13 protein-coding genes, 1 tRNA gene and 1 pseudogene are annotated in these 13,869 nt (G+C 38.0%); 12 read left to right on the top strand and 3 right to left on the bottom strand.

Annotated features, from left to right (window positions below; genetic code table 11):
• The first annotated feature begins 31 nt into the window (after positions 1 to 31).
• Positions 32 to 105: transfer RNA gene (locus K6V43_RS10555), tRNA-Pro, on the top strand.
• Between the two features lie 90 nt (positions 106 to 195).
• Here the strand turns inward: K6V43_RS10555 and rlmD are convergent.
• Complete coding sequence (gene rlmD / locus K6V43_RS10550; protein WP_222383038.1) at positions 196 to 1,551, bottom strand: 23S rRNA (uracil(1939)-C(5))-methyltransferase RlmD; 1,356 nt, start codon at positions 1,549 to 1,551, stop codon at positions 196 to 198.
• 37 nt (positions 1,552 to 1,588) lie between these two features.
• On the opposite strand from rlmD, the gene recX reads away from it, so the two are divergent.
• The 4 genes from recX (at position 1,589) to K6V43_RS10530 (ending at position 4,240) form a co-directional block, all read left to right on the top strand.
• Complete coding sequence (gene recX, locus K6V43_RS10545; protein WP_222383036.1) at positions 1,589 to 2,365, top strand: recombination regulator RecX; 777 nt, start codon at positions 1,589 to 1,591, stop codon at positions 2,363 to 2,365.
• Between the two features lie 76 nt (positions 2,366 to 2,441).
• Complete coding sequence (ntdP, locus tag K6V43_RS10540) at positions 2,442 to 2,975, top strand: nucleoside tri-diphosphate phosphatase (RefSeq protein ID WP_024396634.1); 534 nt, start codon at positions 2,442 to 2,444, stop codon at positions 2,973 to 2,975.
• A gap of 55 nt (positions 2,976 to 3,030) precedes the next feature.
• Positions 3,031 to 3,348, top strand: a complete 318-nt coding sequence (locus K6V43_RS10535) for a DUF960 domain-containing protein (protein ID WP_024392821.1) — start codon at positions 3,031 to 3,033, stop codon at positions 3,346 to 3,348.
• A gap of 154 nt (positions 3,349 to 3,502) precedes the next feature.
• Complete coding sequence (locus K6V43_RS10530; protein ID WP_024403753.1) at positions 3,503 to 4,240, top strand: GntR family transcriptional regulator; 738 nt, start codon at positions 3,503 to 3,505, stop codon at positions 4,238 to 4,240.
• Between the two features lie 226 nt (positions 4,241 to 4,466).
• Here K6V43_RS10530 and K6V43_RS10525 read toward each other — a convergent pair whose 3' ends face one another.
• Positions 4,467 to 5,177, bottom strand: coding sequence for a GntR family transcriptional regulator (locus K6V43_RS10525; RefSeq protein WP_172104109.1), 711 nt, complete (start codon positions 5,175 to 5,177; stop codon positions 4,467 to 4,469).
• 218 nt (positions 5,178 to 5,395) lie between these two features.
• On the opposite strand from K6V43_RS10525, the gene K6V43_RS10520 reads away from it, so the two are divergent.
• The 7 genes from K6V43_RS10520 to K6V43_RS10490 all read left to right on the top strand — a co-directional run bounded on the left by K6V43_RS10520 (position 5,396) and on the right by K6V43_RS10490 (position 13,199).
• A complete protein-coding gene (locus tag K6V43_RS10520) occupies positions 5,396 to 7,171 on the top strand; it encodes a glycoside hydrolase family 35 protein (protein ID WP_222383035.1) in 1,776 nt (591 codons plus the stop codon).
• 13 nt (positions 7,172 to 7,184) lie between these two features.
• Positions 7,185 to 7,670 (top strand): PTS sugar transporter subunit IIB, encoded by a 486-nt coding sequence (locus K6V43_RS10515; RefSeq protein WP_160864348.1) that lies wholly within the window; start codon positions 7,185 to 7,187, stop codon positions 7,668 to 7,670.
• A gap of 38 nt (positions 7,671 to 7,708) precedes the next feature.
• A complete protein-coding gene (locus K6V43_RS10510) occupies positions 7,709 to 8,605 on the top strand; it encodes a PTS mannose/fructose/sorbose/N-acetylgalactosamine transporter subunit IIC (RefSeq protein ID WP_024396631.1) in 897 nt (298 codons plus the stop codon).
• On the top strand, positions 8,592 to 9,410 hold the full coding sequence (locus K6V43_RS10505) for a PTS system mannose/fructose/sorbose family transporter subunit IID (protein WP_160864349.1): 819 nt from the start codon (positions 8,592 to 8,594) through the stop codon (positions 9,408 to 9,410). The genes K6V43_RS10510 and K6V43_RS10505 overlap by 14 nt, the downstream gene beginning before the upstream one ends.
• Positions 9,410 to 9,811 carry a PTS sugar transporter subunit IIA gene (locus tag K6V43_RS10500; protein ID WP_024391488.1) on the top strand — a complete coding sequence of 134 codons (402 nt, stop codon included), beginning with the start codon at positions 9,410 to 9,412 and terminating at the stop codon, positions 9,809 to 9,811. Before K6V43_RS10505 ends, K6V43_RS10500 begins: the two co-directional genes overlap by 1 nt.
• 575 nt (positions 9,812 to 10,386) lie before the next feature.
• Positions 10,387 to 12,090: a dihydroxy-acid dehydratase gene (ilvD, locus tag K6V43_RS10495; RefSeq protein WP_160864350.1), complete on the top strand. Its 1,704-nt coding sequence runs from the start codon at positions 10,387 to 10,389 to the stop codon at positions 12,088 to 12,090.
• Positions 12,091 to 12,194: 104 nt separating this feature from the next.
• Complete coding sequence (locus tag K6V43_RS10490) at positions 12,195 to 13,199, top strand: aldose epimerase family protein (RefSeq protein WP_024396628.1); 1,005 nt, start codon at positions 12,195 to 12,197, stop codon at positions 13,197 to 13,199.
• A gap of 400 nt (positions 13,200 to 13,599) precedes the next feature.
• On the opposite strand, the pseudogene K6V43_RS10485 reads toward K6V43_RS10490, so the two are convergent.
• A pseudogene (locus K6V43_RS10485) lies at positions 13,600 to 13,869 on the bottom strand (IS30 family transposase); the annotation flags it as partial.

The following is a 13,869-nucleotide window of genomic DNA, read 5'->3' as shown; positions in this document are numbered from 1 at the left end:
GACGTTAGGGGAGCTTTATTTTTAATGATATCGGGAAGTAGCTCAGCTTGGTAGAGTACTTGGTTTGGGACCAAGGTGTCGCAGGTTCGAATCCTGTCTTCCCGATTAATCCAGAGAACTTAAGGTTCTCTTTTTTATTTTTAAATTTCAGAGAAAAAAGTCCGAATAGTGGCATTCGGACTACATGATGATGAGTTATTCGGTTCTTGTTAATTTCACAACCGCCTCTGTTCTAGCGGTATGAGGGAACATGTCAACAGATTGAATATAATCAACCTGGTAGGCTTTAGTCAATTCAACCAGGTCTCTTGCGAGTGTTGAAACATTACAAGAAATATAGACCATTTTTGATGGTTTGTACTTAAGGATTGTTTTTAGGAGTTTTTCGTCTATTCCAGTCCGTGGAGGATCAACAATGAGTGCATCTGCGTGATATCCTTCTTGATACCATTTTGGAATTATATCTTCTGCTTTACCGGTTTCATAATGTGCATTCGTTAGGCCCATTCGTCTAGCATTTGCTTTTGCATCTTCAATTGCTTCGGGAATAATATCCATACCACGTAATGATTTGACTTTTCTGGCAAAGGCAAAGCCAATAGTACCTACTCCGCAGTAGGCATCAATTAGGTCTTCGTTCCCAGAAATATCCAAGGCTTTTACTGCTTCATTGTAAAGTACTTCGGTTTGCTGGGGATTTAATTGGTAAAATGCCCGAGGTGATAGAGAAAATTCATAGTCCAAAACAGCTTCATCAATAGCTTGTTTTCCCCACAGTATTTCAGTTTTTTCTCCATAGACTTCACTTGTTTTTTGTTTGTTCCAGTTTAAGGCAATTGTAACGATACTTGGAAACTGACTGATGAGTTCATCAATTAGTTTGATAAGATTAACTTGACAAGAGGTGATAAAAATTAGTTGGACTTGTCCCGTCTGACGAGCTCTACGTACCATGACAGTGCGAATACCTTGTTCCTTGCGTTCGTTGTAAATTGGGATACGGTGCTTAGTGAGGAGTTCCGCAACACTGTTTATAATTCTCTGTGTTTCTTGATCCTGGACATAACAGTCAGTAATTCCAATTAGACGATGTGAATTTTCTGCATATAATCCAGCTTTGACGCTGCCTTTAGTAGTACGAGTTTGAAATTGTAATTTAGCACGGTAGTGGCTGGGGTGATCCATCCCAATGGTTGGATGGATGGTGTATTGTTCGTAGCCCGAAGGTTTGAATTTTTTTAGTGCTTGCTGTAGCAAGTCTTTTTTAAAATCCAATTGCTTATCATAGCGGAGGTGCATGATTTGGCAACCGCCACAGGATTCATAAATAGCACAAGGTGGTGTGACACGGAATTTGGATTCCTTGTTGATTTTCAATAACTTTGCCTCAACAAAATTTCGTTTGATTGAGGTAATTTGGCAATATATTTCTTCACCTTTAAGAACGCCGGGAACAAAGACAAGTGTTTTTTGATAAAAACCTATTCCTTCTCCATTGATGCCCATTCGTTTAATTTTTAAAGGGATTCGTTGATTAACTTGTAGATTCATATTATTATTTTACCGAAAATTCCTGTATAATGAAAGAATGAGAATAACAAAAATTGAAAAGAAAAAAAGACTATATTTATTAGAGCTTGATGGTCAAGAGTCTTTGTATATTACTGAGGATACCATTGTTCGATTTATGCTAAGTCGGGATAAGGAAATCACAGAAAATGAACTTCAAGAAATTCGTGATTTTGCTCAATTCTCTTATGGAAAAAATATAGCATTATACTTTCTATCTTTCAAACAACGAACAAAAAAAGAAGTGTTGGACTATTTAAAAAAATATGAAATTAAAGAAGCAAATGCTGTAAAGATTATTGCCGCTCTAGAAGAAGAGAAATGGATTGATGATAAGAGTTATGTGGAAACCTACGTTCGACAAAATGGGCTGAATGGTGACAAGGGGCCGGCTCTGATTCGACAGAAATTAATTACGAAAGGGATTTCTAAATCTGTTATTGATAGTTGTTTAGTTGAGGTAGATTTTTCTGATCTGATTGAAAAGGTTGCTGAAAAAATGCTTAGAAAATATCAGGATAAATTACCTATTCGAGCTCTGCAGGATAAGATTGTTCAAGGATTGATGAATAAGGGGTTTACGTATGACTTGGCAAGAAAAACGGTTAGTCAGTTAGATATTTCTGCAGATGACAGTATGGAAGCGGATTTAATTAATAAGGAATTAGAGAAACAGTATCGAAAATATAGTCGAAAATATGATGGATATGAGTTGAAACAGCGTTTGATTCAGGCTTTAGCAAGGAAAGGTTTCGAGTTTGATCGGATTCAGGCAGTGCTTAGGGATTATCTGTGATGAAATTTTCCCACATGGGTCAAAAATATGATATAATGATAAAGATAAATTGAAATTGTAGAAAGTTGGTAACAGTGTGAAATTACCAAGAGAAGGCGACTTTATTACAATTCAAAGTTATAAGCATGACGGAAAAATCCATCGCACTTGGCGTGATACCATGGTATTAAAGACAACAGAACATGCAATCATTGGAGTCAATAATCATACTTTAGTGACAGAAAATGATGGCAGACGTTGGGTAACAAGAGAACCAGCTATCGTATATTTTCATAAAAAATATTGGTTTAATATCATTGCAATGATTCGTGAAAATGGTGTTTCTTATTATTGTAATCTTGCTAGTCCGTTTGTATTAGACAACGAAGCACTCAAATATATTGATTATGATTTGGATGTGAAAGTCTTTGCGGATGGTGAAAAAAGATTACTTGATGTGGATGAATATGAACGACATCGCAAGGATATGAAGTATTCAGATGATATTGATTATATTTTGAAGGAAAATGTAAAAATATTGGTTGATTGGATTAATCATCAACGTGGGCCATTCTCTCCTGCCTATGTAAATATCTGGTATAAGCGCTATTTAGAACTGAGAAGTCGATAAAGTTATTCAAGAAAAACCTGTTTAGCAGGCTTTTTTCTTACTGTGAGGTAGAAAGATGGCATTTGATAAGACGGTAGGAAGATATGCAAGTTTTGGTATTGTCACTTCGCTCCCAGGTGAAGTGATTGATAGTTTCTGGTATGTCATTGATAACTATTTAAAGGGAGTTATCCCTTTGAAAAGTGTGATTCAATTTTCCATTAAAAACCGAGGTGGTAAAATCACCCTAGTTTTCTCACAAGAGCGGTATAAAAATGTGTTGGCAGTTGATTTGTCAAGTCGTTTCGATCCATTTTATCCTTCTACAGTATTAGTTGTTGATAAGCAAGGACAAGAAACAATAACATTGCCTGATGAAGTTAGTTTTATTTGATGAATAAAGACATATATCATGCTGCTTAGTGAATTAAGAGTTGGAATAAAATTTCATAAAAAAATTTATTCAACTGTGTTTTCTTTTATCAGAAATGATATAATAACATTATAATAATATACTGTATGTTTTGATAGGTAAGAGAGGATAGGTTATGTCAAATAATAACCAAGAAAAGCCACTCTATTTACAATTGGTAGATGAGTTGGAAGTAAAAATTCGTGAAAGCATGGCACCGAATGAAAAGCTATTTTCAGAAAGAGAGCTAACTCACCTTTATGGAGTCAGTCGTATTACGGTCCGACTTGCAATGCAAGAGTTAGAGAAACGGGGCTTAGTCTATAAAAAACATGGTAAGGGGACCTATGTTTCGGAAATTTCAGAACCAGCGGTAGATTTGTCGCAAGTATATAGTTTTACTGAACAAATGAAAGTCATGGGGAAAGTTCCTAAAACAACTATTCTATCTTTTCAAGAAATGGATGCGTCTGAGTATATTTCGCAACAGTTGATGATTGACATTGGTGAAAAGGTTTATGAATTGGAACGCTTGCGGTTGGCAGATGGAATTCCGATGATGTTAGAAAGAACCTATATCCCAGCATCATTGTTTGAAGGGATGACGGTTGAAGATTTAGAGAATACTGCTCTCTATGAAGTATTTTCGAAAAAATATAACCAGATTATTCGTATGGCGGTTGAAGAGTTTTATGCCAGTATCGCCTTGGATAATGAAGCGAAGCTATTGGGTTTACAGGGAAATAGTCCAGTCCTACATTTGTTGCGAAAATCGTACAATGATAAGAATCGTATTATTGAGTATACATTTAGTATTGCGAGAGCTGACCAATTTCGTTATCGTATGGTTCATAAACCGATGAATGAAAATTAAAACTCCTCGAAAATCAAATTTATCCGTTGTCAAGAGCCTTGAAATGAGAAAGTAACAGAGTTCTATCTTCGGTTTCGTTTCCGAGGCTACTTTTGATTTTCGAAGAGTATGAGTATAAGTCTGTGTAAGATGATAATAAAAGATTGTATATAAAGTCAGTTTTGTGACCATTATATACAATCTTTTTATTATTTATTGGAAGCAAAAGTGTTTGTTTTAATGGGAATTATCGGTTATTTGCTGAAATTTCAAATTTATAGTATTTCCAATGTTTATAGGTTTCAGTATATTCAATAATTTCTCCACTTGCACTGCTTGTAGTTAATTTGTTCTGTAAAATAGTTGGCTGATTTGAATCGATTTCTAACCCTTCTGCGATTTCAACCGGTGTGGGGAAACATACTTCGTTTGTTTCGACAAAGGGTTCTTCGAACATATGGATATTAAAATCAATTTTTAGACGCTGATAAATTGATTGGAAATGTTCAAGGGGAGCATCAGGCGTTTGAATATAATGTTGAGGTATGTAGGAATTATGATAAATAAATGGAATTCCGTCGGCTTTACGAATACGAACGATTTTATAATAGTAGTCATTCTTATCTAAGTTCAATTTCTCGAGAATTCGTGTATCATTTCCCTTTTGACAAGCAAGAACAATCACTTGCTCGTTTTCAAGAGGAAAGATTTCAACATCAGAAAATTCAACCAAGCGGCCCTTACGCGAACGGGAAACAAATGTACCTTTCCCTTGTTGGCGAATTAAATAACCATCTTTCACTAATTCATTTACTGCACGAATAACAGTGATAGAGCTAACATTATATAGTTTTGTCAATTCAGCTTCAGTATAGAACTTATCACCATTTTCAAATTTTCCCGAAATGATTTGTTGACGTAGGCTATTTTGGATTAGTTGGTATTTAGGGACTTTCATTTTATACCTCCTTTCTGTGATTAGTATACTAAATTATCTAGTAAAAATCAAAAGATATAGCAATAATAAAACGCTTTTTTCATTTGTTGATTCAATACTGTACTTTATCATTATCTGTGGTAAAATTTACAAAAAAATTTTGCAAAAGTACTGGACATAACCACAAGAAAGTGTTAATATACTAATAGAAATGGTAAACGGTTACATGGAGGTGGATAATGAGTGAATTTCATATAAGAGAAGAATTTTATTTAGATGAAAAGCCATTCAAAATTCTATCAGGTGCAATTCACTATTTTCGAGTACATCCTGATGACTGGTATCATTCTCTGTATAATCTAAAAGCTCTTGGTTTTAATACAGTTGAAACCTATATACCTTGGAATTTACATGAACCTAAAAAAGGTCAGTTCTATTTTGAAGGTATATTAGATGTTGAACGATTTCTAAGAATTGCTCAAGAACTAGGGCTTTATGCAATTGTACGTCCTTCCCCCTATATTTGTGCAGAGTGGGAATGGGGTGGACTCCCCGCTTGGTTGATGAAGGAAGAGCTGAGAGTACGTTCGAGTGATCCTACGTATTTGAAACACTTAGATGAATATTACGCTTCTCTTCTTCCTAAATTAGCCAAGTTCCAGCTCGCACAAGGAGGAAACATTCTCATGTTTCAAGTTGAAAATGAGTATGGTTCCTATGGTGAAGAAAAAGACTACTTAAGATCGGTTGCGAATTTGATGCGTAAACATGGTTTGACTGCTCCCTTCTTCACATCAGATGGGCCATGGAGAGCTTGTTTGCGTGCAGGTTCACTCATTTCTGATGATATATTGGTCACTGGAAATTTTGGTTCAAGAGCGAACGAAAATTTTCAGATGATGCAAGCTTTCTTTGATGAATATGGAAAGACTTGGCCACTGATGTGCATGGAATTTTGGGATGGATGGTTCAATCGCTGGGGTGATGAAGTGATTCGTCGTGAGCCAGAAGAACTAGCTCAGTCAGTCATGGAGTGCATTGAACTTGGTTCGATAAATCTCTACATGTTTCACGGAGGTACGAACTTTGGTTTCATGAATGGATGCTCTGCGCGAGGTCAAATTGATTTGCCTCAGGTGACATCTTATGATTATGATGCAATTCTAGATGAAGCTGGAAATCCAACGCAGAAGTTTTATATTCTTCAAAAGCTGATGATGGAAAGATATCCAGAATTAGACTATGCAGAACCAATAGTAAAAAAAGCTAAGGCGTTTGAGCCAGCTGAATTAGTGAATAAAGTTAGTTTATTTGAAACCGTTGATGCCATCAGCGAGTGTCATCATTCATTCTATCCTAAGAATATGGAACAATTTGATCAATCCACTGGCTATATTCTCTATAAAACTGAATTGGAACAAGATAAGGAAGAAGCAGAACGTTTTCGTGTGATTGATGGTCGGGATCGGATTCAAGTTTTTGCTGATGGGCGTAAGGTTACAACACAATATCAAACGGAGATTGGTGAAGACATTACGCTAGATTTCAAAAGCAAGCAATTGGATTTAGCTATTCTTGTGGAGAATATGGGACGTGTCAACTACGGCCACAAACTAACAGCTCCAACTCAATCTAAAGGATTGGGAAGAGGGGCGATGGCAGACCTGCACTTTATTGGAAACTGGAAAATCTATCCACTACCACTTGAGTCGGTTTCAGCTGTTGATTATAGTAAGACTTGGCAAGAAAATCAGCCTGCATTCTATCGCTATACTTGTAACTTGTCAGAATTAGCGGATACCTACATAGACATGACAGGTTTTGGTAAAGGTGTTGTATTTGTAAACAATGTAAATATTGGACGTTTCTGGGAAAAAGGTCCGATTCTCTATCTCTATATTCCAAAAGGATACTTAAAGAAAGGAGAGAATGAAATAGTCGTCTTTGAGACGGAAGGAAAATATAGAGAAAGATTACCTTTTTCTCAAGAACCCATCTATAAAGATTTAACATAAAGGAGAAATGAGTATGGCAATTATTGCTACACGTATCGATGGTCGTTTGATTCATGGTCAAGTTGCTAACTTATGGACGACTAAATTAAATATTAGTCGTATTATGGTAATTGATGACGCAGTTGCTCAAAACGACATTGAAAAACAAGGATTGAAGTTGGCTTGTCCTCCAGGGGTAAAACTTTCTATTTTACCGATTGAGAAAGCTGCAAATAATATTAAAGAAGGAAAATATGATACTCAACGCTTGCTTATTGTAGCACGTCGTCCTGAAAATTTCCTTCGCCTAGTGGAGTATGGTGTAAGCCTTCCTGAACTTAACGTTGGGAATATGTCTCAGACTCCTGAAACACGGTCTGTCACACGTTCAATCAATGTGGTAGATAAAGATATCGCAGATTTTGATGCATTGGCAGCTAAGGGTGTGAAGCTCTTCGCTCAAATGGTTCCAGGCGATTCACCTAAAGACTTTATGCCTTTATTGGATAAAGTTAGATAACATTCGGATTTTTTGAAAAATTTTAAAGGAGGATCACTATTATGCAATGGTGGCAAATATTACTTTTAACGCTCTACTCTGCTTACCAGATTTGTGATGAGTTGACTATCGTATCGTCAGCAGGTTCACCTGTCTTTGCAGGGTTCATCTCTGGTTTGATTATGGGAGATATGGCAACAGGTTTAGCAATTGGTGCTAGTTTGCAATTGATGGTACTTGGTGTAGGTACTTTCGGTGGTGCATCTCGTATTGATGCAACATCTGGTGCGGTATTGGCGACAGCTTTCTCAGTTTCACAAGGTATTGACCCTGAGCTTGCTGTAGCAACAATTGCGGTTCCAGTAGCAGCACTTCTTGTCTATACTGATATTTTGGGTCGTTTCTCAACTACCTACTTCGCTCATCGTGTGGATGCTGCGGTTGAAAAATTTGACTATGCAGCTATCGAACGGAACTACTTACTTGGTGCAATTCCTTGGGCTTTGTCTCGTGCGCTACCTGTTTTCCTTGCCCTTGCATTTGGTGGTGAATTTGTAGATGCAATGGTTTCTGCTATTCAAGAATACCAATGGATTGCTAATGGTTTGACTCTTGCAGCACGTATGCTTCCTGGTCTTGGATTTGCAATCTTGCTTCACTATCTTCCACTTAAACGCAATCTTCACTATTTGGCATTTGGTTTTGCTTTGACAGCTATGTTGACTGTTCTTTACGGTAACGTATCTACTTTAGGTGGTGCAGTTGCTGGTATTGTTGGTACCCTTCCTGAAGATTCAGGTGTAGCATTTGTAAACAACTTCAAAGGCTTGTCAATGATTGGTATCGCTATTGTGGGTGCATTCCTTTCTGTACTTCACTTCAAAAATAGCCAAAAAGTAACTGTAGTTGCTCCATCAAATTCAGAAAGTGGGGAAATTGAAGATGACGAAATCTAATTACAAATTAACAAAAGAAGATTTTAATCAAATCAACAAACGTAGCTTGTTCACTTTCCAACTTGGTTGGAACTATGAGCGTATGCAAGCATCAGGCTACCTCTACATGATTTTACCTCAATTGCGTAAAATGTACGGTGATGGTACTCCTGAGTTGAAGGAAATGATGAAATTGCATACTCAATTCTTCAACACTTCACCATTCTTCCATACTATTATTACAGGTATTGATTTGGCGCTTGAAGAAAGCGATGGTGTAGCATCTAAAGATGCGGTAAATGGTATCAAGACTGGTTTGATGGGTCCATTTGCTCCGATCGGTGACTCTATCTTTGGTTCCTTAGTTCCAGCAATCATGGGTACAGTGGCTGCAACAATGGCCGCAACTGGTAACCCAGCAGGTATCTTCCTTTGGGTAGCAGTAGCGGTTGCGTATGATATTTTCCGTTGGAAACAATTGGAAGTTGCCTATAAAGAAGGTACTAAACTCATCACAACAATGCGTGATCGTTTGACAGCACTTGTTGATGCTGCATCTGTAATGGGTGTCTTCATGATGGGCGCATTGATTGCAACTATGATCAACTTTGAAGTGACTTGGGCTCCAACAGTTGGTGAAAAAGTAATTGATATTCAAGATTTGCTCAATACTATCTTCCCTCGTCTTGTTCCAGCTATCTTCACAGGCTTTGTCTTCTGGTTGCTAGGACGTAAAGGTATGACTTCAACAAAAGCTATCTTGATTATTATCGTTCTTGCGATTAGCTTATCAGCTATTGGCCACTTCTTATTTGGTATGGCATAATGGTTAGAAGTTTAGTATTAGTAAGTCATGGTATCTTCTGTGAAGAGTTAAAAAAATCCACTGAAATGATTATGGGTCCACAAGAGGACATTTATACAGTGGCTTTGTTGCCAGAAGAAGGTCCAGAAGACTTCCAAAGAAAATTTGAAGAGACAATTGCTAAGCTTGATGACTTCGTTGTTTTTGCAGATTTGTTGGGAGGAACACCAGCTAATGTAGTTTCTCGGAAATTACTCGATGGTGGTCAGTTTGATCTATATGCAGGTATGAACATGCCCATGGTCATTGGTTTCTTGAACGGCGTTCTATTAGGTGAAGCTGTAGACTATGTGGAGTTTGGTACAAGCAATTTAGTTCATGTCAATTCCTTATTAACAAGTAGCGAAGATGATGAGGAGTGAAACAGTCAGGGAAGTTGAAACAGTTTGGGGAACTGTTTCAACTGGTCACCTTGAAATGAAAGAGTGACCAAAGACAGCCCGAGCCTAGAAATTGGAAAGCGAGGACAGTTCGGGGAACTGTTTCAGATGGTCACCTTGAAATAAGAAAGTGACCACAGAAAGCCCGAGCCCAGAAATAGTAGAGTGAGGGAAGTTCAAGTGACTGTTTCAGCCTGAGCCTAGAAACTGGAAAGCAAGGACAGTCAGTGACTGTTTCGGTTGAAGATTATCTTCGTCAAGTAAAAATAATACTGTAGTCAAATTGGCTTTAAGTATCCTGAGACTGGGGAAACCTGGTCTCTTTTTGTATGGAGTATCATTTGTCATATTTCTTGTTACATTGCTGTATCCTATCATATTGTGAAACTCCTTCCTACCATTCTTAGTCTATGGAGAGGAATAATGTGCCAGTGAATGAATCCACTCCCAGAAAGATCAAAACAAAAATGACCAAATTTTCTGAAAATTTATTGACATTCACTTTTAAAGTGGTAACATGTAATGTGAGGAATCATTTTAAATACAAGGAGAATCCAATGAGAAGTGATATGATAAAAATCGGGATTGACAAGGCTCCTGCGCGTGGCTTATTATACGCGACAGGACAAGTGAAGTCTGCAAAGGATTTTCAAAAACCCTTTATTGCGATTTGCAATTCCTACATCGATATTGTACCTGGACATGTACATTTGAGAGAGTTGGCGGATGTGGCAAAAGAAGCGATAAGAGAAGCTGGTGGGATTCCGTTTGAGTTTAACACCATTGGGGTTGATGACGGTATTGCCATGGGCCACATTGGAATGAGATACAGTTTGCCTTCAAGGGAATTGATAGCTGATGCGGCTGAAACAGTCATCAATGCACATTGGTTTGATGGAGTTTTTTATATTCCAAACTGCGATAAGATTACTCCTGGAATGATTTTAGCAGCCATGCGAACCAATGTTCCAGCAGTATTTTGTTCTGGAGGACCTATGAAGGGTGGTGTCGATATGACAGGGCATCATGCCAGCCTTTCTAGTCTATTTGAGGCAGTTGGTAGCTACCAAGCTGGGGAAATGTCAGAACAGGAGTTTGAATTTCTAGAAAAAAATGCTTGTCCGACTTGCGGTTCTTGTTCGGGAATGTTTACAGCCAATTCAATGAATTGTTTGATGGAGGTATTGGGACTTGCATTGCCAGGGAATGGTACCATTCTTGCAGTGTCAGATGAACGACGAGAACTTGTTCGTCAAGCAGCCAAATACTTAATGGAAAATGTTAAAAAGAATATTAAGCCTAGAGACATTGTAACGAAAGAAGCAATAGATGATGCGTTTGCTTTGGACATGGCAATGGGAGGGTCAACGAATACAGTATTACACACGCTAGCCATTGCCAGAGAAGCTGGGATTCCCTATGATTTGAAAGATATTAATGAAATCGCTGAAAAAACACCTTATCTCTCTAAATTATCTCCGTCATCAGCTTACACTATGCATGATGTACATGAGGCGGGAGGGGTTTCAGCGATTATCAATCAATTGATTAAGAATGGTTCTATTAAAGGAGATCGCATAACTGTAACAGGTAGGACTTTGAAAGAGAATGTTTCAGGTTGTGAGATTAAGAATGAAGAGGTTATTCATCCGTTAGATGATCCATACTCACCAGTTGGTGGCTTATCCATTCTTTATGGGAATATTGCCCAAGATGGTTCCGTTATTAAAGTAGGTGGGGTAGACCCTTCTGTAAAAACATTTAAAGGTGAGGCTCTTTGCTTTGACTCTCAAGATGAAGCGCTTGAGGCAATTGATAATGGTACAGTTCAGAAAGGTCATGTTGTTGTGATTCGTTACGAGGGGCCACAAGGCGGACCTGGGATGCCAGAAATGTTAGCTCCTACTTCAAAAATTGTCGGTCGAGGTTTGGGGAAAGATGTTGCACTTATAACGGATGGTCGTTTCTCTGGTGCAACTAGAGGGATTGCGATTGGTCACGTCTCTCCAGAGGCAGCTGCTGGTGGAAATATTGCTTTGATAGAGGATGGAGATGAGATTGCGATTGATTTGATCAATCGTACGATAGATGTTCTTGTGGATGATGAAGTACTTGCTGAACGTCGTCGTTACTTAAAAACATTCAAGCCTAAAATAGCAAGTGGTTGGTTGCGTCGTTATACACGTTTTGCTTCTTCGGCCAACTTTGGTGGTTCGATGATGACCGATGAGGAGTTTGCGGAACGCCAAGCAGAGCGCTAGAATAATAGTATAAAATGAAAAAGGAATTCTTGTAGATTCCTTTTCATTATGGTCTATTAATGATATACTATTCATATATTAAATCAATAAAAATAGGAGTTCGTATGATTGAACAAAGTCAGTTTGGAAAGGGGGAAGCCCTTCATTTCTTCCTTTCGAATGCTAATGGTATGAAGGTTGGTTTGACAAATTTTGGAGCTCGTATCGTTGAAGTTCTTCTTCCTGTTGAGGAAGATGGAGGGGTTCGGAATGTTAGCCTTTCTGCTTCAACAGATGAGGAGTATAGACGAACAGATTTGTATCCTGGTTCTACAATTGTTCCAGTTGCAGGTCGTATTTCGGGGGCACAAACAGAAATAAATGGAGTGAAGTACTGTCTTACAGAAAATGAGCCGGGTCGAACCCTCCATGGTGGGATTGATACTGCAAATGAACAATACTGGGAGACAAGTGTAGATCAGGAGAATAACCAAGTTACCTTTGGTATTACCTTAAAGGATGGTTTCAATGGATTTCCTGGTGATGTTCGTGTTTTAGCAACTTATCGATTGTCGGATGAAAACGAGCTAATTGTAGAGTATCGGGCGGAGTCCGATAAGGCTACAATTTTTAATCCAACCAACCATGTCTATTTTAACTTGACAGGTGATTTCCAACAGTCTGTAGGGGAACATCAAATCAGAATTGCAGCAAATCGCTATGTCCCACTTGGTGAGGATAATCTTCCAATTGGAATTGTGGAAGAAGTAATTGATACGCCTTTTGATTTTAGAGATTTTGCTTCGTTTTCTCAGGGCTTTAATAGCCAACACACTCAGAATCTCCTCGTGAAAGGTTATGATCACCCATGGATATTGGAAGATGTAGCAACTCCCGTAGAAGTATTAAGCCCTGATGGGAAAATTAAACTAAGTGTTGTAACCAATCAACCATCCGTTGTTATTTATACTTACAATTTCCCGGTTGAAGAGTTAGCGGCTTTCCATGGCGCCTTTAGTCTAGAATGCCAGGGGCTTCCGAATGCATGTAATGTTGATGGTTTTGGCTCTATTTTGTTGGAACAAGGAGATTGTTTCTTCTCACAAACAGCCTATTGTTTTTCTTGGTAGCGATTCTCTTTTTCCAAACGGTTAAAGTGGTTAGCCCTCTTTGTGATTTTAGATACCTTTTGTATGATATTTTGCTTAGAGGGCTGAATACTTTGCAAGTATAAAATGGCTCTAAAAGAGCTCAAAAGAGGTAAATTCTCAAAGTAAATTCTAGTTCCCGTCCTTCCAGAAGTTACTCTGAGAAAACTGCATAAAATCAACAGAATTTAGTCTCAGACTAAGTTCTGTTTTTTGACTAAACTGCTGATTCAAGGGGGATTTAGGCTTGAAAATGTTGAAAAAAAGGGTACACTAAAGTTACTGGCTCTGAGACGTCTCAAAGTAAGTTCTAGTTATCTGGAATTTGGGATGGGACAAGTTCCTTTGTATTTTGAAATTATTTTTTAATAAAAACTAGCGATTACTTATCTAGTAATCGAGGTGATTGGATGATGTTCTCAGGGTCAATTTTAGAGATCCCCAAAAGTGTTGCCAATTCCTCACCGTAGGTAAATGTAAAGAGTTCATAAGCCGATTTTCCGTTGAAAGACGCCCGTTTGACGCTGTTGACATGCGAACAAACCAGGTTGATGTCATCCTGTGTCAAGTTATCAAAGCTAGTTCCTTTAGGGAGAATATCTCTGATAAGTGTGTGATTCTTCTCAATTCTCCCCTTCTGGTCAGAACGATT

It is taken from the genome of Streptococcus suis (genome assembly GCF_019794615.1).
GTDB lineage: Bacteria > Bacillota > Bacilli > Lactobacillales > Streptococcaceae > Streptococcus > Streptococcus suis_AI.
Note: the sequence above shows the minus strand (reverse complement) of the source record. Positions and strands in the feature narration are given on the sequence as shown.

What these genes read in the sequence shown, in the direction of transcription:
- rlmD (WP_222383038.1), bottom strand. Translation starts at nt 1,551, where the DNA reads ATGAATCTACAAGTTAATCAACGAATCCCTTTAAAAATTAAACGAATG.
- recX (WP_222383036.1), top strand. Translation starts at nt 1,589, where the DNA reads ATGAGAATAACAAAAATTGAAAAGAAAAAAAGACTATATTTATTAGAG.
- K6V43_RS10535 (WP_024392821.1), top strand. Translation starts at nt 3,031, where the DNA reads ATGGCATTTGATAAGACGGTAGGAAGATATGCAAGTTTTGGTATTGTC.
- K6V43_RS10530 (WP_024403753.1), top strand. Translation starts at nt 3,503, where the DNA reads ATGTCAAATAATAACCAAGAAAAGCCACTCTATTTACAATTGGTAGAT.
- K6V43_RS10525 (WP_172104109.1), bottom strand. Translation starts at nt 5,177, where the DNA reads ATGAAAGTCCCTAAATACCAACTAATCCAAAATAGCCTACGTCAACAA.
- K6V43_RS10520 (WP_222383035.1), top strand. Translation starts at nt 5,396, where the DNA reads ATGAGTGAATTTCATATAAGAGAAGAATTTTATTTAGATGAAAAGCCA.
- K6V43_RS10515 (WP_160864348.1), top strand. Translation starts at nt 7,185, where the DNA reads ATGGCAATTATTGCTACACGTATCGATGGTCGTTTGATTCATGGTCAA.
- K6V43_RS10505 (WP_160864349.1), top strand. Translation starts at nt 8,592, where the DNA reads ATGACGAAATCTAATTACAAATTAACAAAAGAAGATTTTAATCAAATC.
- K6V43_RS10500 (WP_024391488.1), top strand. Translation starts at nt 9,410, where the DNA reads ATGGTTAGAAGTTTAGTATTAGTAAGTCATGGTATCTTCTGTGAAGAG.
- ilvD (WP_160864350.1), top strand. Translation starts at nt 10,387, where the DNA reads ATGAGAAGTGATATGATAAAAATCGGGATTGACAAGGCTCCTGCGCGT.
- K6V43_RS10490 (WP_024396628.1), top strand. Translation starts at nt 12,195, where the DNA reads ATGATTGAACAAAGTCAGTTTGGAAAGGGGGAAGCCCTTCATTTCTTC.